Annotated in this window: 18 protein-coding genes; 9 read left to right on the top strand and 9 right to left on the bottom strand. The window is 63.7% G+C overall.

The genetic code is table 11. From position 1 onward, the window contains the following. Positions 1-270: 270 nt before the first annotated feature. The 8 genes from ABE957_RS10875 (at position 271) to ABE957_RS10910 (ending at position 8,171) form a co-directional block, all read left to right on the top strand. Positions 271-936, top strand: coding sequence for an ABC transporter permease (locus ABE957_RS10875; protein WP_349758712.1), 666 nt, complete (start codon positions 271-273; stop codon positions 934-936). Positions 937-1,028: 92 nt separating this feature from the next. Further along, entirely contained in the window at positions 1,029-2,207 is a 1,179-nt protein-coding gene (locus ABE957_RS10880; protein WP_349758713.1) for an ABC transporter ATP-binding protein, read from the top strand. 4 nt (positions 2,208-2,211) lie between these two features. Next, positions 2,212-2,943, top strand: coding sequence for an ABC transporter permease (locus ABE957_RS10885; protein WP_349758714.1), 732 nt, complete (start codon positions 2,212-2,214; stop codon positions 2,941-2,943). Positions 2,944-3,130: 187 nt separating this feature from the next. Further along, positions 3,131-4,012 carry a glycine betaine ABC transporter substrate-binding protein gene (locus ABE957_RS10890; protein WP_349758715.1) on the top strand — a complete coding sequence of 294 codons (882 nt, stop codon included), beginning with the start codon at positions 3,131-3,133 and terminating at the stop codon, positions 4,010-4,012. 147 nt (positions 4,013-4,159) lie between these two features. Next, positions 4,160-5,044 (top strand): glycine betaine ABC transporter substrate-binding protein, encoded by an 885-nt coding sequence (locus tag ABE957_RS10895; protein ID WP_349758716.1) that lies wholly within the window; start codon positions 4,160-4,162, stop codon positions 5,042-5,044. A gap of 147 nt (positions 5,045-5,191) precedes the next feature. Further along, complete coding sequence (locus ABE957_RS10900) at positions 5,192-6,034, top strand: nitrilase-related carbon-nitrogen hydrolase (RefSeq protein WP_349758717.1); 843 nt, start codon at positions 5,192-5,194, stop codon at positions 6,032-6,034. Positions 6,035-6,127: 93 nt separating this feature from the next. Next, positions 6,128-6,331 carry a putative motility protein gene (locus ABE957_RS10905; protein WP_349758718.1) on the top strand — a complete coding sequence of 68 codons (204 nt, stop codon included), beginning with the start codon at positions 6,128-6,130 and terminating at the stop codon, positions 6,329-6,331. A gap of 376 nt (positions 6,332-6,707) precedes the next feature. After that, positions 6,708-8,171, top strand: a complete 1,464-nt coding sequence (locus ABE957_RS10910) for an alanine/glycine:cation symporter family protein (RefSeq protein WP_349758719.1) — start codon at positions 6,708-6,710, stop codon at positions 8,169-8,171. 91 nt (positions 8,172-8,262) lie between these two features. Here the strand turns inward: ABE957_RS10910 and ABE957_RS10915 are convergent, their stop codons facing one another. From ABE957_RS10915 to ABE957_RS10955, 9 genes are all read right to left on the bottom strand, one after another. Continuing rightward, positions 8,263-8,739 carry a YbhB/YbcL family Raf kinase inhibitor-like protein gene (locus tag ABE957_RS10915; RefSeq protein ID WP_349758720.1) on the bottom strand — a complete coding sequence of 159 codons (477 nt, stop codon included), beginning with the start codon at positions 8,737-8,739 and terminating at the stop codon, positions 8,263-8,265. Positions 8,740-8,886: 147 nt separating this feature from the next. Next, positions 8,887-9,168, bottom strand: coding sequence for a hypothetical protein (locus ABE957_RS10920; RefSeq protein ID WP_349758721.1), 282 nt, complete (start codon positions 9,166-9,168; stop codon positions 8,887-8,889). Between the two features lie 488 nt (positions 9,169-9,656). After that, positions 9,657-10,430, bottom strand: a complete 774-nt coding sequence (locus tag ABE957_RS10925) for a hypothetical protein (protein WP_349758722.1) — start codon at positions 10,428-10,430, stop codon at positions 9,657-9,659. A 130-nt stretch (positions 10,431-10,560) separates the two neighbouring features. After that, a complete protein-coding gene (locus ABE957_RS10930) occupies positions 10,561-11,337 on the bottom strand; it encodes a hypothetical protein (protein ID WP_349758723.1) in 777 nt (258 codons plus the stop codon). Positions 11,338-11,435: 98 nt separating this feature from the next. Next, the gene (locus tag ABE957_RS10935) at positions 11,436-11,732 is read right to left on the bottom strand and encodes a 4-fold beta flower protein (RefSeq protein ID WP_349758724.1); all 297 of its coding nucleotides are present in this window, start codon (positions 11,730-11,732) and stop codon (positions 11,436-11,438) included. A 317-nt stretch (positions 11,733-12,049) separates the two neighbouring features. Next, entirely contained in the window at positions 12,050-12,466 is a 417-nt protein-coding gene (locus tag ABE957_RS10940) for a VOC family protein (protein ID WP_349758725.1), read from the bottom strand. 158 nt (positions 12,467-12,624) lie between these two features. Next, positions 12,625-14,112, bottom strand: a complete 1,488-nt coding sequence (locus tag ABE957_RS10945; protein ID WP_349758726.1) for a CoA-acylating methylmalonate-semialdehyde dehydrogenase — start codon at positions 14,110-14,112, stop codon at positions 12,625-12,627. A gap of 217 nt (positions 14,113-14,329) precedes the next feature. Continuing rightward, on the bottom strand, positions 14,330-15,613 hold the full coding sequence (locus ABE957_RS10950) for a M24 family metallopeptidase (RefSeq protein ID WP_349758727.1): 1,284 nt from the start codon (positions 15,611-15,613) through the stop codon (positions 14,330-14,332). 77 nt (positions 15,614-15,690) lie between these two features. Continuing rightward, the gene (locus ABE957_RS10955) at positions 15,691-16,572 is read right to left on the bottom strand and encodes a HalD/BesD family halogenase (RefSeq protein ID WP_349758728.1); all 882 of its coding nucleotides are present in this window, start codon (positions 16,570-16,572) and stop codon (positions 15,691-15,693) included. Between the two features lie 105 nt (positions 16,573-16,677). Here ABE957_RS10955 and ABE957_RS10960 point away from each other — a divergent pair, with 105 nt between their 5' ends. After that, positions 16,678-17,562 (top strand): LysR family transcriptional regulator, encoded by an 885-nt coding sequence (locus tag ABE957_RS10960; protein ID WP_349758729.1) that lies wholly within the window; start codon positions 16,678-16,680, stop codon positions 17,560-17,562. Positions 17,563-17,638: the final 76 nt, after the last annotated feature.

The following is a 17,638-nucleotide window of genomic DNA, read 5'->3' on the forward strand; positions in this document are numbered from 1 at the left end:
CGCCTTCGGCTAGCCGGATGGCCCCCTTGCCCCTATTCTCATGCCAACCCCCGCCTTTCGGGGTCAGCATCACCATTACCAATAATTGGCATTTTGGATCGTCATTCATATCAATAACAATTGGCTATGTGACTCTGATACGCTACGCCGGTTTTCGCGCCCCAGACCCTGACACTGCCCTGCACGCGGTGCCGACGCCGCACGACTCCCCGGCCGCCCCGAGCGTTGGCGCGGGCCGGCATCAGAGGCAAAGAAGAAAGGAGACGTCGATTGGAACTGTTTCAGTACGCGCTGGATAACCTGGAGCTCCTGTTATCCCGCACGGTCGAGCACATCTCGCTGGTGGGCGTGGCCGTCGGCATCGCCACCCTGACCGGGGTGCCGATCGGTATTGCCATCACCAAGAACGAGCGCGCGGCCAAGACCGTGCTCTACATCGCCTCGATCATCGTGACGATCCCCTCCATCGCGCTGTTCGGGATCATGATCCCGATCCTCTCGCTGATCGGTCAGGGCATCGGCTACCTGCCGGCGGTCATCGCGGTGCTGCTCTATTCGCAGCTGCCGATCATTCGCAACACCTACACGGCCATCAACAACGTCGACCCGGCCCTGCGCGAGGCCGCCCGCGGCATCGGCATGAGTCCCAACCAGCGCCTGCGCATGGTCGAGATCCCGCTGGCCGTCCCGGTGATCATGGCCGGGGTTCGCACCGCCGTGGTGCTCAACATCGGCGTCATGGCGATCGCCGCCTACATCGGCGCCGGGGGTCTTGGCACCTTCATCAGTCGCGGCATCTCCCAGTCCGATCCGCGCCAGCTGATCATCGGCGCCGTGGCCGTCAGCGTGCTGGCGATCATCGTCGACTATTCGCTGCTGGCGCTGCAGAAGCGCCTGACGCCCAAGGGCATGGACCGCGCCGCCGCCACAGCCTGAGCCGTCACCTGCGCCACGCTCTGCCCGCCCGATCCGCTGACGACCCGACAAGACGGCCGCCCCGACGAGGCCGCCCAGACAAGGACCGCCACATGATTCGACTCGATAGCCTGACCAAGGTCTTCGACACGCCCAAGGGCGCCGTGACCGCCGCCGACCACATCAGCATGGAGGTCCCGAGCGGCGAGATCTGCATCCTGCTCGGCCCCTCCGGCTGCGGCAAGACCACCACCCTGAAGATGATCAATCGCATCATCCGCCCGACCTCGGGCAAGGTGTTCATCAACGGCGAAGACACCACCAGCCTCGATACCCAGGACCTGCGCCGCAGCATCGGCTACGTGATCCAGCAGATCGGCCTGTTCCCCAACATGACCATCGAGGAGAACATCACCGTGGTGCCCAAGCTGCTGGGCTGGGACAAGGCGAAGTACCGGGAGCGCGCCCGGGAGATGATGCGCATGATCGCGCTGGAGCCCGACGCCTTCCTCAAGCGCTACCCGAGCGAGCTCTCCGGCGGGCAGCAGCAGCGCATCGGCGTGGCCCGGGCGCTGGCCGCCGACCCGCCCGTGATGCTGATGGACGAGCCGTTTGGCGCCATCGACCCGATCAACCGGGCGGTGATTCAGGACGAGTTCCTGAAGATGCAGCAGGACCTCAAGAAGACCATCATGTTCGTCAGCCACGACATCGACGAGGCGATCAAGATGGGCGATCGCATCGCCATCTTCCGCGAAGGCAAGCTGGTGCAGTACTCCGAGCCCGACGAGCTGCTCGCCGCCCCCAAGAACGAGTTCGTCGAGTCCTTCCTCGGCGAGGACCGGGCGCTGAAGCGCCTCAACCTGGTCAAGGTGCGCGACCTGGCCAGCGACGAGATTGGCCTGGTGCGCCCCGACGACACCCTCGAGACCGCGCTTGCGCGCATCGACGACTACGGCTACCAGACCAGCATCGTGATGGTGAACGCCAAGCGACAGCCGGTGGGCATCGTCAGCGCCGCCGTGGCCCGCACCACCAAGGGTCACTGCCGCGACCACTTCCAGAGCGTGCCGGTGGTGGTGAGCCTCGACGACGACCTGCGCAAGGTCGCCTCGCTGATGTTCTCCAACGACATGACCTGGGTGCCCTGCGTCGACGACGAGGGTCGCATCGTCGGTCAGATCACCCAGCGCTCGATCACCCACCACCTGGGTTCGCGCTACCGTGCCCATTCCGGAGCCGACGACACGGTCGGCGAGGCGTCACCGTCATCATCGGCCAGCGAGGAGTAAGCCCATGCCGACGCTGAACCTCTCCGGGGCCATGCGCCTGCTGGTGCTTGTGGCCGTCTTCATGGCCGGCATCTGGAGCCAATCCAGCGGCGTGATCGACGACTTCATCTTCTACCTGCCGGACATCCAGTACCTGGCGGTGCAGCACCTGTGGCTGACCACCATCTCCGGCAGCCTGGCGATCCTCGTCGCCATCCCGCTGGGCATCCTGCTGTCGCGCCCCAGCATGGCCCGGGTCGCCGAATCCGCGATGCAGGTGCTCAACGTGGGCACCACCATTCCCACGCTTGCTGTGCTGGCACTGTCGATGAGCTTCCTGGGCATCGGTACCGTGCCCGCCGTGTTCGGGCTCTTCGTGGCGACGCTGCTGCCGATCACCCGCAACACCTACACTGGCCTCAAGGGGGTCTCGCCGGCCCTCAAGGAGGCCGCGGCGGGCATCGGCATGTCGCCCGGCCAGCGCCTGCTGAAGGTCGAGCTGCCCAACGCCCTCTACGTGATCTTCGCCGGCATCCGCACCGCCCTGGCGATCAACGTCGGCACCGTGCCGCTGGCCTTCCTGATCGGGGCCGGCGGCCTGGGTGAGCTGATCTTCACCGGCATCGACCTCTACGACCCGGTGATGATGCTCTCCGGCGCGATCCCCACGGCGCTGCTGGCGATCGTGGTCGACATGCTCATCGCCATCACCGCCTTTTTGGTGGTGCCGCGAGGGGTGAACCCGAGCCGGGCCTGATACGCCCGGCGCAGCGCCAGGACGCAGCGAGACCCGCAGCATCGAGAACCGAAGCACCGACAACCGAAGCATCTGGCGTCAACGCTTCAGGACCGATTCGGTCCGACAGATTCAGTAAGACCGATTCAACACGACCCAGAAATCACAAATTCAACACGACCCAGAAATCACAACAAGGAGCGACTCCATGAAGACTCTGATGACCCTGCTCACCGGCGCGGCACTGGCCGGCAGCCTGACCGCCGCCCAGGCCAACGAGATCGTGGTGGGCGGCAAGAACTTCACCGAACAGCAGATACTGGCCAGCATGACCAGCCAGTACCTCGACGCCCTGGGCTACGACGTCGAGAAGCGCTCCGGCATGGGCTCCGCGGTACTGCGCCAGGCCCAGGAGAACGGCCAGATCGATCTCTACTGGGAGTACACCGGCACCTCGCTGATCAACTACAACGACGTCACCGAACGCCTCTCGCCGGAAGAGACCTATTCCCGCGTCAAGAAGCTCGACGCCGAGAAGGGCCTGGTATGGCTCGAACCCTCCGAGGCCAACAACACCTACGCCCTGGCCATGCGCGAGGATGACGCCGAGGAGCGCGGCATCGCGACCCTCTCCGACTTGGCTCAGTCGGTCAACGACGAGGAAGGACTGACCTTCGCCCTGAACGCCGAATTCTACGCCCGCGAGGATGGCTGGCGCCCGCTGCAGCAGGCCTATGACTTCCGCGTCGGCCGCGGCGACGTCAAGCGCATGGATTCCGGCCTGGTCTATCAGGCGCTGCGCGACGGCCAGGTCGAGGTCGGCCTGGTGTTCGCCACCGACGGCCGCATCCCGGCCTTCGACTTCCGCGTGCTCGAGGACGACCAGAACTACTTCCCGGCTTACGCCCTGACCCCGGTGGTGCGCGAGGAGACCCTCGAGGCCAATCCCGAGCTCGCCGAGCAGATGAACACCCTCTCCGGCCTGCTCGATGACTCGACCATGTCCAATCTCAACGCCCAGGTCGACGTCGAGAAGGTGACCATCGAGCGCGTCGCCGAAAACTTCCTCGACGAGCACGACCTGCTCTGAACGGTGCCGGCGCCGCTCGGGCGACTCGCCAGGGTCGTCCGGGTGGCGTGCCGCCCGAAGGATGAGAGAGGGCCGCCCAAAGAATAGTTGGCCTCGGGCGGCCCTCGTGTCAGGCTGGGAGTCCATTTATGGAAAAGGACTCCGCAAATGCGACTGCCGCACAGGCTCTCCGCGCTCTGCCTCGCCCCGGCCCTGCTGCTGGGCACCGCCCACGCCGATGAACTCACCGTCGGCGGCAAGAACTACACCGAACAGCTGCTCCTCTCCAGCATCACCAGCCAGTATCTCGACGCCCTCGGCTACGAGGTGGAGACCCTCGATGGCATGGGCTCCAGCGTGCTGCGCCAGGCCCAGGAGAACGGCCAGATCGACCTCTACTGGGAGTACACCGGCACCTCGCTGATCGTCTACAACGACGTCGATGAGTCGCTCTCGGCCGAGGCCACCTACCAGCGCGTCAAGGCCCTGGACGCCGATAAGGACATCATCTGGCTCGAGCCCTCCGACGCCAACAACACCTATGCCCTGGCGATGCGCGAAGCGAGCGCCGAGCGTCTGGGCATCGCCTCCCTCGACGACCTCGCGGCGGCCATCAACGACGACGCCGACCTCACCTTCGGCCTGGACACCGAGTTCTACTCCCGCCAGGACGGCTGGCGCCCGCTGCAGCAGGCCTACGACTTTCGCGTCGGCCGAGATGATATCGTGCGCATGGACACCGGCCTGATCTACTCCGCCCTGCGCGATGGCAACGTCGACGTTGGCCTGGTCTTCTCCACCGACGGCCGCATCCCCGCGTTCGATTTCCGCGTGCTCGAGGACAACCAGGGCTTCTTCCCGGCCTACGCCCTCACGCCGGTGGTGCGCGAGGAGACCCTCGAGGCCAACCCCAAGCTCGCCGATCAGCTCAACGCCCTGTCTGAGCTGTTCGACGATCAGACCATCGCCGCCCTGAACGCCCGGGTCGACGTGGAGCGCGAGAGCATCGAGGAGGTCGCCGGTGACTTCCTCGCGACCCACGAGCTGCTCTGATCGCAACACGATCGCAGCGCTTGACGACCGAAGGCCGCCCGCGGGCGGCCTTCCTGCGTGGCGCCGCCGGCCACCTTGAAGCGCCACCACGTGGGTGCGATGATCCGCGGCTTCTCCCCTTCCCGCCCTTAACAGCGAGACTCGACCATGCACTATCAGGACCACCTGCGTGTCGGCGCCGCCCAGATCAACGCCACCCTGGGCGATGTCGATGCCAACCTCGAGCGCCACCGCGAAATGATCGCCCAGGCCCGCCACGCCGGGCTGGAACTGCTGGTGTTCCCGGAGCTCTCGTTGACCGGCTACAGCCTCGGCAACCAGGTGATCGAGCTGGCCTGTCCCGCCCACGATCCGCGGCTGACCGATCTGGCCCGGGAAGCCGGCGAGATGCAGACGGTGGTCGGCTTCGTCGAGGAGGCGAGCCCCGGCGAGTACTACAACGCCCTGGCGATCCTCCAGCACGGCGAGCTGCAGGCGGTGCACCGCAAGCTCAACCTGCCCACCTACGGCGGCCTCGAGGAGGGCAAGCTCTTCACCCACGGCAGCGAGCTCACCCAGGGCACCGTGCAGCCGGGCTGGTCGGCAACGTCGCTGATCTGCGCCGACCTGTGGAACCCGGGGCTGGTGCACGCCGCCCTGCTGGCAAGGCCCACAGTGCTCTGCGCGCCGATCAACTCGGCCTCGGGCATCGTCAGCGAGGACTTCTCCAACGAGCAGAACTGGGCGGTCAACCTGCACTTCTACGCCATGACCTACGGCACCCCGGTGATCATGGCCAACCGCTACGGCCCCGAGGGCGAGAGCCACTTCTGGGGCGGGTCGCGCATCCTCGGGCCGCGGGGCGAGATCCTCGCCCAGGCCGAGGATCGGGAGATGCTGATCGAGGCGACGCTCTCGCGCACCGCCATCGCACGGGCCCGCTTCGAGCTGCCGACCCATCGCGACGCCGACACCCCGCTGGTGCGCGACCTGATGGCAGGCTATCGCTGAGCTGAGCGGCGCACGACCGCCGTCGAGACGACTTTCCGCCCTGGGCGGAAACTGCTAGCGTGGTAGCGGAACCCACTCATACAGGAATGTCGAATGGATACCTCGGTCAATAACGTCGTCGCACAGTCCCAGGCGCTGTCGCAGGCGCAGACCGCCCAGCAGGCCCAGATGAAGATCTTCAAGGAGGCCCTGGACACTCAGCAGCAGCAGGTCACCGCCCTGCTCGAGTCGGCATCCGCCAACCCGCAGCTCGCCGGTGACGGCAGCGTCGGCACCCAGATCAACACCTACGCCTGATCCCCACTCGCGCCGCCGCCCGGCGGCGCGAGTCGTTGCTTGCCTCGTTCGCCCTGATCGACGAGATCGCCCCTCACGCCCCTCTCCCCTCCCCCCGAACCGCCAGCGCCGCTCCATCGGCAGGCGTGCTTTTCGCGGTCCTGCCGCGTTCTTGCGACGATCTTGCCGCGTTCGTGTCACCTTTACCTCGCCCCACAATGCGACCAGCGTTCTCTCGGCCTCGAATACGCCCACAACAGCATTAACCTGATGTCGTCCGCCGATTGACGAAATATCTCCATGTGAATGACGATATTTTCAGTGATCCTTGCCATTTCCGCCCATTCATGAAGAATGACGCCCCGAATTCATAGCGCATACGGGCAAACTCGACACCATGGACCTCACCCTCCCCTCGTTCTTCACGGACCTCGTGGCCGCCGGTAACGGCCTGGTCTGGGGCAGCCTGCTGATCTACCTGCTGATCGGCGCCGGCCTCTACTTCACCGTCATGACCCGCGGCATCCAGTTCCGCTACTTCGGCCACATGTTCGGCCTGCTGCGCCACTCCCGCGAATCGGATGGCGGCATCTCCTCCTTCCAGGCGCTCTCCACGAGCCTCGCGGCCCGGGTCGGCACAGGCAACCTGGCCGGCGTGGCCGTGGCCATCTACTTCGGTGGCCCCGGCGCGATCTTCTGGATGTGGATGACCGCGCTGGTCGGCATGGCCACCAGCTTCGTCGAGTCCACCCTGGCCCAGGCCTACAAGGTCGACCATGGCGACCGCACCTTCCGCGGCGGCCCGGCCCGCTACATCGAGCGCGGGCTCGGCCTGCGCTGGCTGGCGGTGGCCTTCTCGGTCTGCCTGATCATCGCCTTCGGCCTGGCCTTCAACAGCGTGCAGTCCAACTCCATCGCCCAGGCCATGCAGGAAGCCTTCTCGCTGCCCACCTGGAGCGTCGGCGTGGCGCTGGTGGTCGTGGTGGCGCCGATCATCTTCGGCGGCCTCAAGTCCATCGCCCGGGTCGCCGAGCTCGTGGTGCCGCTGATGGCGGTGCTCTACCTGCTGCTGGCCCTGGTGGTGGTGATGCTCAACGCCTCGGAGCTGCCCGCGGCGATCATGACCATCATCAAGAGCGCCTTCGGCCTCGAGCAGGCCGCCGGCGGCGCCATGGGCTACGCCGTGGCCCAGGCGATCATGAACGGCATCAAGCGCGGGCTCTTCTCCAACGAGGCGGGCATGGGCTCGGCGCCCAACGCGGCCGCCACCGCCTCCACGCACCCGAACCATCCGGCCGCCCAGGGTTTCGTGCAGATGCTCGGCGTCTTCCTCGATACCCTGGTGATCTGCACCGCCACCGCCGCCATCATCATCATGGCCGGCCCGGAGCTTCTGGCGAGCGACGAGGCCAACGGCATCCAGCTGACCCAGATCGCCCTCTCCCAGCAGGTCGGTAACTGGGGCGGCCAGTTCATCGCCATCGCCATCCTGCTGTTCGCCTTCACCTCGGTGATCGCCAACTACTCCTACGGCGAGTCCAACATCGAGTACCTGGCCGGTCCCAAGCGCGCGGCGCTGGCCATCCTGATCTATCGCCTGGCGGTGCTGGCCATGGTGATGATCGGCGCGGTGGCAAGCCTCAAGCCGATCTGGAGCTTCGCCGACCTCTCCATGGGTCTGATGGCGCTGATCAACCTGGTGGCCATCCTGCTGCTTTCGCCGGTCGCCTTCGCGCTGTTCCGCGACTATGAGCGCCAGCTCAAGGCCGGACAGGAGCCGAGCTTCGACCCCGACCAGTTCCCCAAGCTGGCCGGCAAGGTCGACCGCAAGGCCTGGCCGGGTAGCGGCAAGCGCGGCTGATCGCGTCACCGTTCCGGAAACGAAAAACGCCACGGCTCAGCCGTGGCGTTTTCGTTGGGGGGAGCGACAAGCGCGTCGCCGGGCGTGGCGATCAGTCGCGGCGATAGCTGCCGACCAGGCGGTTCATGCCGAGCAGGTGCGGCTCGAGCTTGTTAAGCAGCTCCGGCAGGGTCAGCCCCTCGGGCAGCTCGGTGACCGTATCCAGCGCCAGCACCCAGAAGTAGTAGAGGTGCACGCCGTGGCCTTCCGGCGGCATGGGGCCACCGTAGCCGAGGCTGCCGGTATCGTTGACGCCGCTGGTGCCCAGCGTGGTGGCCTCGTCAAGCGCGGTGACATCGGCCGGCAGGTTGTAGAGCAGCCAGTGCACGAAGCCGTAGCTGCCGTCGTTCACCAGCGGGGCATCCGGGTCGTGGCAGATCACCGCGAAGCCCTTGGTGCCCTCGGGCGCGTCGCGCCAGGCAAGTGCCGGCGACACGTTCTCCCCTTCCCCGGTGTGGCGGGTGGGAATCGCCTCGTGGTTGACGAAGGCGGAGCTGGTGAGCTGCATGCTCGAGGGTGCAAAGGCCATGAGGGCAACCTCCTCTGAAAGACATGTGAGAAACGGGCGAGCGCCATGGCACAGGCCACGACGCCTTCACCAGTGGGTGATGGTCAAAGGCAGTTTATTCAACCCGCGAAAAGCTAAAGTCCTCTCTCCGCTCGCGGCAGGGACGGATCAGGGCGTGAACTCGCCGAGCATGCGCATGGTCTCGACCTTCAGCCGGTCCTCCTCCATGGCCTGCCGGACCTCGTCGGTGGCCATGAAGGCCTGGAAGCGCTCCATGTCCGACACCTCCAGGATCAGCCCCACCGAGTTCGGGTGCTCGGGATTCTTGAACGTGCGGGCGGTGACCCCGACCTTGGCGAACATCTCATGCCGGCTGCCCGGCCCTGGCTTCCAGGCCTTGGCCCAATGCTCGCCATCCTCGACGTCATGAAACACGATCAGCGTTGCCATCGTTTCTTGCTCCTCTGACGCAACACGCCACGTCCCGACGGCGACCGACCGGGGTTGCCGACCGGGCCCGGACCATCCCGGCACGGTCGGAGGCATCGAGGCGCCGCCGTCGTCGTGGCTAGCCCAAAGATAGGCCGCCCTACCCGCCACCGCCTCGGCCTCGGGGCGGGGAGGAGCATGGAAAACGTCATTGAGGCAGCCCGAGGGAGAATGGCGAGAGCCGCGCTATTCGTGAGAGAAATCCCTCATAGACGACTCGCTGGAGGAAAGGGAACGCGCGATGGAAAACGGACAGCACCTTGTTCCTTGCCGCGAGTTAGATGACGGCAGCAAACGGCCAAGAGCCGACATTGAGAACGGCCTGATTGTGATGTGACTCCCTACGTGCTACAAGCCAAGGGCGAACCTAATCTCACACCACCGCTCGGGGCCGACCTCCCTGACTATGCCATGTAGATAAAGACAGCGAGTGAGGGGTTTAAATATACCTACTGGCTAAGCGGAACGACCAACTTTTCTTCATACATTGGTACAGTAAACTCAACTGCATTCTCATCAGAATTGTAAACAAGTTGTGAGCGATCTTCCTCACGCCAACGACCCCATTCTCCAGCACCTTTCATCCATCCAGCCCAGACAATATCTCTCGAATTGACGTCACAGACATTTTTCCAGAGAGTGTTGTCATTCTGCCTTATGTAACTGACGTAAATAAGACCAGCATCATCTGTCCTGTCATGACTGATAATATCAGTGGGCCGAGAGAAGATATAGCCTATATATTTTTTACAGAGAACAACCTTGTCTTTTTCAGGCAGTTTCTCCATATCGTAAGCCTGGTTTTTACTTACTCTTTGACCCAAGCCGTTTGCGGGCTCTCCAGAGCCTCCCTGGTCTTCTCCAAACATAGAAGACACTGCAGTGGCACCGACAAATATAACGACTACCGCAAGAATCGATACCTCCAACATTGAAAATTTACTGAGTGGAAGCGCTGTGCCTGTTGGCTTATTCCCTTTCCTGACAAAATTTGTATAGAGAGTATTGTATGCAGATCGGCTCATCACAGCGTTAAATTTTTGGCCGGAGCCAAGGGAGGCAGTTATGTGGATCTTTCTGCCCGCCTCCTCTACCTTCTCAAGGGAAACGAACTCATGGAACAATACAAACTTAACGACGTATTTGCCTTTCTTAATGCCGTCGTCATCTATTTCCCATTTTCCCGCGTCAATGTCTCCTGAAAGAATTTCAATTTTTTTCAAACCTCACCCCCTCCTTACGCACTTTCGAAAAATCCTAATGATTAGAGCAAGCAGATCATTTCAGCAAAGCGAAGATTTTGGCATTAGGCACAAGCAAAATTCAGCTTAAATGGCTCAACTCGACCCGATTCTAGATTTTTATATTTGACTTACCCTCCGCATGCTTGCAATAGCCATCTACCATTAGCTCCACAACCTCTTCAATATCAAACAAGTGTAGATATGGAACCGACAAAAATCTTTGAGACTTATGTATCACCCCTGCAGCCGCCCTTTGCTTTAGCTTTAATCCCGGCACGAATACCTGAACAAAGAACCCCTCAAATACAAAGCACACCGATATATGTTTTGTTTTATCCGCCCCATAAATTCTACAAAATGGCGATATAACAATATCTTTCAGTTGCTTCAAGCTAAAGCCACCCTCGCGAGTTTTATCTATAAGTCTTTCAATTTTTACTGAAATCCTTGAGATCGGGACCTGCCTATCACTTAGCAATGCCTCTCTTAAATATTCGTTATCCCCATCAAGGATAACCACATTTTTATATGCGACATGCCCTGAGTTGGCAGCACGCCAAAATATCGACAATAAAAACATGTTTAATTTATGCAAATTTACGTCTGAAAAAATCAGTCTATGCTCTGACCTATTGAACACCCCCTTCTGGGCCCTTAAAACCTGGAGAGAGTACCTTTCATATTTTTCATTCAAACGGTCCTCGCATTCTCCGCAAAGCTGATTATCCCACCAGCTATCGCTACTATAATAAACATCCTCTTCATCCCTAGAAAATGCAATTGCCTTTCCAGAGTTGACTCTGAATATCCTCTTAAATACAGAATCTGCAATTGCATGCGATTTTTTTATATCTGTACCTGATCTACACAACTTACAAACTTGCACGATGACACCCCCAAGAAGCTAACGCCGAAGCTCAGCCGACGCTTGCGAGCGCAGCGAGTAAGCGGTCGGCTGCAGCGCCTGGTTAGCTGCGCTCACCATTACTTCAGAAGCTCATCAAAAACATCCGGGTATCCGTAGTTCACGGAGCCACGATTTCCCGGGTTGCCCGGGCTTCCTGGATTGCCGGGATTGCCCGGATTTCCAATATTTCCGTAATTGCCAAGGTGCTTGTTGACGACCATGTCCTTGTGAAGCTCGCCCACGTAGCTGCCAGACAGCTTGTGAACATGAGTGCCGTTAAGCTGACCAACGGCGTGACCGTGCATGTCATGAATGTACTTGCCGCGAATAAACCCAACGGCAGCGCCACGCGAGTTGTAGATGTAATCAGTCATGTTCTCTCCTAGCAGCTAACACAGATTATCGTGCGTGCGGCATAATACGGATGAACGCACACGCTGCCTTTTCCGGCAGGGCAGCTTTGGGTCGAAACCAGACAACAACCCTACAAATGTTGTGCCGATAAATGCCGCCCCACGCTACCGCCGGGCAATGCCTTGGCTGGCACCACCTTCCTGGCAGCCGTGACCTGGGGTGGATCACGCCCCCTTCCCTGGGGGATCAATGCTTAAGTGCTACCTAATCTAGCGTGCTTTCGCATCGATTTACATGGCACTTGGTTTATCAGGTGAAAGGCCCGCGGGCGATGGGCCTAAGAGAGACCATCACTCGGCCCGATCCAGCAGAAGGGGTTGAAGGCCACCTCCCACAGGTGACCGTCGGGGTCGGCGAAGTAGCCGGAATAGCCGCCCCAGAAGACCGGCTGCGCGGGCTTGACCAGAGCGGCACCCCCGGCCACCGCCTGGGCGATGACTGCATCGACCTCCGCTTCGGAGCCGAGGTTATGGGCCAGGGCAACCCCGCGAAAGCCGCTTCCTTCGGCCGGCACGCCGGCGTCCTCGGCGAGCGCCTCGCGGCCATACAGGCCCAGCCAGCTGCCGTTGAGAGGAAAGAAGGCCACTTCCGGGGGCGAGTCCATGCGCGGCAGGCCCAGGCCCTGCTCGTAGAAGCGGATCGAGCGCGCCAGATCGCTGACGCCGAGGGTGATCATGCTGATTCTGGGATTCATGCGGCCTGCTCCCTCACCGTGGCCTGATATATCACGCCTTCAGGGTGGTTGGCCTGGCTAGGCGGCACAAGTCAGGTCCGGTGATGGCGCACGAAAACGCCCGCCCCGGCTTGCCGGGGCGGGCATGGTGCTGGGCCGCTCTCGGCCAATCAGCGCGTTCAGGAGGGGAAGCTGAACTGCGCGCTCTCCTGGGCGCTGCGCTCGGGCCAGCGCTGGGAGACGGCCTTGCGGCGGGTATAGAAGCGCACCGCGTCGGGGCCGTAGGCGTGCAGATCGCCGAACAACGATTCCTTCCAGCCGCCGAAGCTGTGGAAGGCCACCGGCACCGGCAGCGGCACGTTGATGCCGACCATGCCGACCTCGATGGCATCGGCGAAGCGGCGTGCGGCCTCGCCGTCGCGAGTGAACACGCAGGTGCCGTTGCCGTACTGGTGGGCGTTGATCAGCGCGATAGCCTCCTCATAGGTGTCCACGCGCACCACGCAGAGCACCGGACCGAAGATCTCGTCGCGGTAGATGCCCATCTCCGGGGTCACCCGGTCGAACAGGGTGGCACCGAGGAAGTAGCCCGGCGACTGCTCGACCAGCGGGTGGGTACGGCCGTCGACCACGAGTTCAGCGCCGGCGGAGGCGCCCTGCTCGATGTAGCCGGCGACCTTGTCGCGATGGGCGGCGTTGACCAGCGCGCCCATGTCGAGGCCCTTCTCGGTGCCCGGGCCGATCTTGAGGGTGCGGGCCTCGCTGGCGAGCCGGTCGACCAGGGCATCGGCGGTGTCGTCGCCGACGCAGACGGCCACGGAGATCGCCATGCAGCGCTCGCCGGCGCTTCCGAAGGCGGCGCCGATCAGCGTGCTGGCGGCGTTGTCCAGATCCGCATCCGGCAGCACCACGGCGTGGTTCTTGGCGCCGCCGAGGGCCTGCACGCGCTTGCCGTTCTCGGCGCCGCGGCGATAGATGGACTTGGCCACCGGGGTGGAGCCGACGAAGGAGAGCGCGCGCACGTCGGGGGCGTCGATCAGCGCCTCCACGGCCTTGCGGTCGCCGTGCACCACGTTGAAGATGCCCCGCGGCAAGCCCGCCTCGTCGAGCAGCTCGGCCATCTTGATGGCGGCCGAGGGCACCTGCTCGGAGGGCTTCAGGATGAAGGCGTTGCCGCAGGCGATCGCCATGGGGTACATCCACAGCGGCACCATGGCCGGGAAGTTGAACGGCGTGATGCCGGCGACGATACCCAGCGGCTGGTGGTTGGACCAGGTATCGATGCCGGGGCCGGCGTTGTGGGAGTACTCGCCCTTGAGCAGCTCCGGTACGCCGCAGGCGTACTCGACGTTCTCGATGCCGCGCTTGAGCTCGCCCATGGCGTCCTCGAGTACCTTGCCGTGCTCCTCGGCGACCAGGCGGCAGATCTCGTCGGCTTCGCGCTCGAGCAGCATCTTGAAGCGGAACATCACCTGGGCACGCTTGGCGGGCGGCAGGTCGCGCCAGGCCGGCAGCGCCTCGCGGGCGGCGGCGATGGCGCGCTTCACGGTGGCCGCATCGCCCAGGGCGACGCGGCGGATCGCCTCGCCGGTCGCCGGGTTGAACACGTCGATCCTGCGCTCGCCGGCCACGCGGTCGCCGGCGATCCAGTGGTTCACGTCTGTCATGGGGTCTCTCTTTATCAATCGGAACGTCGGGCGATCACACCGCCCGCTGATGCTGTGCTCTCAGAGGTCCGAAGGAAGGGGCCCGGGGGCAAGACGACGAAAGGGTCTTTTGACCATGGACGTCAAAAGTAGCGCCCATGGACGGGTTCACAGCGCCCTGGAGTCGGGTTGCCTCCGGAGGCCCTACCCTGCCGGAGCTGATATCGAGGAAGTCGTCTCAGACCTCCCGGTCGAGCAGGGCCTCGTCGAAGGGGTAGCGCGAGAGCTTCTCGATGCCGGTGTCGGTGACCAGCACCTCCTCCTCCAGCTTGACGCCGTCGGCGGCGCCGACCTCGCCGATGTAGCTCTCCACGGAGACCACCATGCCGGGCTCGAGGATGCCGTCCTTGGAGAAGCGGTCGAAGTCCATGTGGTGAGCGACCAGCGGCGTCTCGCCGTGCATGCCCACGCCATGGATGATCGACGGGTAACGGCGGTCGAGGAAGCGCTCGGGGATCTTCCAGGCGCTCTCGGCGATCTCGCGATAGCTCATGCCGGGCTTGAGGATGCCCATGTTGTGGTGCACCTGGTCATAGGCCATGCGGTAGAGGCTCTTCTGGTAGGCGCTCGGCTTGCCCGGGCCGACGTGGAAGGTGCGCGAGAAGTCGGAGTAGTAGCCGTGGCAGCCGATGGTGTCGGTGTCCAGCGCGACCAGCTCGCCGGGGCGGATCACCCGGTCGCTCGCCTCGTTGAACCAGGGGTTGGTGCGCGGACCCGAGGAGAGCAGGCGCGTCTCGATGAACTCGCCGCCCTGCCTGATGATGTTGCCGTACAGGGTGGCGAAGAGGTCGTTCTCGGTGACGCCGGGCTTGATGGCGGCTTCCACCTCGGCCACGGCGGCCTCGGCGCCGGCCATGGACTGGGCGAGGCAGGCGATCTCTTCCGGGGTCTTGATGCGCCGGCAGTGCAGGGTGTCCTGCATGCAGTCGTAGACCTCGAGCCCCTGCGCCTCCAGCGAGCGCGCCAGGTTCAGGGCGCAGCGATCCAGGCCGATCTTCCTGTTGCCGCGGCCGTGCTCCTCCATCAGCTCGGCGATCTCGATGCCGAAGGGGTCGGACGACAGGTTGTCGCGCTGGTTGACCGCCGACCACACCACCTTGGAGGTGCGCGCCTCGTCGATGGTCTCGAGCCAGGTCGAGACGTGGGCGCTGCCCGGGTATTCGAAAAGGATCACCGGGCCGTCGAGCGGCACGTAGATATAGCGGGTGGAGTTGCGCAGGAAGTAGCCGAACATGTTGCGCGAGCCGGTGGCGTAGCGCTGGTTATAGGGGTCGAACAGCACCACTGCGGCATAGCCCTGTTCGGCCATCATGGCGCGCAGGCGCTCGAGGCGGCCGGCCCGCAGCTGCCTGGGGTCGAAGGCGGTGGGGATGCTGTCGCCGTTGGCCATGGGGGCCGAGGGGATCACCGGGATCTGGTCCGGCTCGTGGTCGGTCAGCTTCTCGAAATCGACGATGCTCATGTCAGGGTCTCTTCTTGGAAAGGGTCGAGGGCGTCACAGGAGTCGCCGCCGGCTTGTCGGCGACACGGAAGATGGCCTCAGTCGGCCAAGGCGTCGCTGCGCTCCATGCCCTCCTCGAGCAGGCGCTCGTGGACCGGGGCCATGCGCCCGAAGATGCGCTGGGCGCGCTCCGGGCGGCCGATGAAGCCGGGCTCCTTGGCGTAGGCGAAGATCACCGTGTGGCGCTCCTTGTCGCCCTCCACCGGGGTGACGCGGTGCAGCGAGTAGCGGCCGAAGAAGATCTGCAGGTCGCCGGGCTGAAGATCCAGCGACTTGAGCCGCGAATGGTCGCCGTCGATGACGTTCTCGACCTCGTCGAAGTTCTCGCCCTCGGGGCTACGGATGCCCGGGGCATACTCGAAGCGACCGCCGCCGTGGGACTGGCGCGTCATCATGGTGACGATGAATTCGTTGGTGTCGTAGTGCCAGGGGTGCTGGCAGCCCTCGCGCAGCACGTTGATGACCAGTCCCGCCAGCGGATCGGCATAGGGGTGGATCTCCTCCTGCTCCACCACGCTGGCGATGAAGCGCTGGAAGCCGTCGTGCTGGTAGACCCGACGGATGATGGTGTCGTCGTCGATGCGATCACCGGCGACGAAGCCGTTGGTGCGGTCGTCGAAGCGGTTCTTGGGGTGGCTGGCCGGCAGGTCGGGATCGCCGGCGCTGTTGTAGGGATTGGTCTCGGTCTGGTTGTAGTGCGCCTCCGGCGAGAGACGCTCGGTCTCGCGCTCCAGCCGCGCCAGCGCCTCATCCGGCACGAAGCCCTTGAGCACCACGCAGCCGTCGTGACCGAGCTGGCGGCGGCACTCGGCAATCATCTCGCGGCCGCGCTCGCTCTCGAGGTGGTGGATCGGGTAGCGCTCCAGGTCGATCAAGCCGTGAAGTGAGGCGTCGTCTTCCTGAATGAGGGCGTCTTGCATGGCGAGTCTCCTGCCTGATTCATAACGTCTGGACAGGGTAGTCAGCCGAGTTTAATAATAGAAATGAATGGTTAAGATACAACGCATTGCAAAGGCTCATAGATCATGGACACCGACCTGCTCCGCGCCTTCGTCACCGTGGCCGAGTGCGAAGGCTTCAGCGCCGCCGGCAAGGTACTGCACCGCACCCAGTCGGCGGTCAGCCTGCAGATCAAGCGTCTCGAGGAGCAGATGGGCGAAATGCTCTTCGAGCGCACCAGCCGCAGCGTGGTGCTGACCACGCCCGGCGGCCGCCTGCTGCCCTATGCCCGCCATATCCTCAAGCTGCAGGACGAGGCGCGCCAGGTGATGGGCGTGGATCGCCAGGGCGAGCTGATTCGCCTGGGCACCTCGGAGGAACAGGCCAGCACCTACCTGCCCGAGCTGCTGCCGCGCTTCGCCGCACGCTTCCCCGAGGTGCGCCTGGAGGTGATGTGCGGCATCAGCGGCTCACTGGTCAACGACTTCCAGGAGGGGCTGCTGGACGTCGCCCTGGTGGTGCGTCACGGACCCACCCACACCGGCCGGCTGCTGGGACGCGAGCAGATGGTCTGGGTGGTGGCCGAAGGCCGTTCGATCGACGACTGGGAGACCCTGCCGCTGGCCCTGAACCACGAGGGCTGCACCTTTCGCGCCCACGCCTTCGCGGCGCTGGGCGCCTCGGAGCGGCGCTGGGACGTGCGCTACGCCAGCCAGTCGCCCACCGGCAACAACCTGCCGGTCCAGGCCGGGCTGGCGGTGACCGTGAAGACGCCGCGCAGCATCCCCGAGGGCTGTCGCATCGTTGGCGACGACGAGGGCCTGCCGGCGCTTGGCTACGTCGAGATCGAACTGCACCGCACGCCGGGCGCCTCCAGCGACGCCTTCACCGCCTTCTGCGACGAGCTGGAGGCGATCGTCACCGGCACCGACTCGCTGGAGTCGCTCGAATACGTGACGGGCGAAGGCTGAGCAAGGGCGCAGACGGGGTCGAGAAATCGCTGAGAGATAGAAACGAAAAACCCCCGGCGATGCCGGGGGTGATGAT

Origin of the sequence: Halomonas pelophila, from assembly GCF_040196315.1 — a bacterium.
GTDB classification, from domain to species: domain Bacteria; phylum Pseudomonadota; class Gammaproteobacteria; order Pseudomonadales; family Halomonadaceae; genus Halomonas; species Halomonas pelophila.

Coding starts and splice junctions, on each gene's coding strand:
- ABE957_RS10880 (WP_349758713.1), top strand. CDS start 1,029: ATGATTCGACTCGATAGCCTGACCAAGGTCTTCGACACGCCCAAGGGC.
- ABE957_RS10890 (WP_349758715.1), top strand. CDS start 3,131: ATGAAGACTCTGATGACCCTGCTCACCGGCGCGGCACTGGCCGGCAGC.
- ABE957_RS10935 (WP_349758724.1), bottom strand. CDS start 11,732: ATGACTGATTACATCTACAACTCGCGTGGCGCTGCCGTTGGGTTTATT.
- ABE957_RS10895 (WP_349758716.1), top strand. CDS start 4,160: ATGCGACTGCCGCACAGGCTCTCCGCGCTCTGCCTCGCCCCGGCCCTG.
- ABE957_RS10885 (WP_349758714.1), top strand. CDS start 2,212: ATGCCGACGCTGAACCTCTCCGGGGCCATGCGCCTGCTGGTGCTTGTG.
- ABE957_RS10915 (WP_349758720.1), bottom strand. CDS start 8,739: ATGGCCTTTGCACCCTCGAGCATGCAGCTCACCAGCTCCGCCTTCGTC.
- ABE957_RS10955 (WP_349758728.1), bottom strand. CDS start 16,572: ATGCAAGACGCCCTCATTCAGGAAGACGACGCCTCACTTCACGGCTTG.
- ABE957_RS10920 (WP_349758721.1), bottom strand. CDS start 9,168: ATGGCAACGCTGATCGTGTTTCATGACGTCGAGGATGGCGAGCATTGG.
- ABE957_RS10960 (WP_349758729.1), top strand. CDS start 16,678: ATGGACACCGACCTGCTCCGCGCCTTCGTCACCGTGGCCGAGTGCGAA.
- ABE957_RS10900 (WP_349758717.1), top strand. CDS start 5,192: ATGCACTATCAGGACCACCTGCGTGTCGGCGCCGCCCAGATCAACGCC.
- ABE957_RS10910 (WP_349758719.1), top strand. CDS start 6,708: ATGGACCTCACCCTCCCCTCGTTCTTCACGGACCTCGTGGCCGCCGGT.
- ABE957_RS10945 (WP_349758726.1), bottom strand. CDS start 14,112: ATGACAGACGTGAACCACTGGATCGCCGGCGACCGCGTGGCCGGCGAG.
- ABE957_RS10950 (WP_349758727.1), bottom strand. CDS start 15,613: ATGAGCATCGTCGATTTCGAGAAGCTGACCGACCACGAGCCGGACCAG.
- ABE957_RS10940 (WP_349758725.1), bottom strand. CDS start 12,466: ATGAATCCCAGAATCAGCATGATCACCCTCGGCGTCAGCGATCTGGCG.
- ABE957_RS10905 (WP_349758718.1), top strand. CDS start 6,128: ATGGATACCTCGGTCAATAACGTCGTCGCACAGTCCCAGGCGCTGTCG.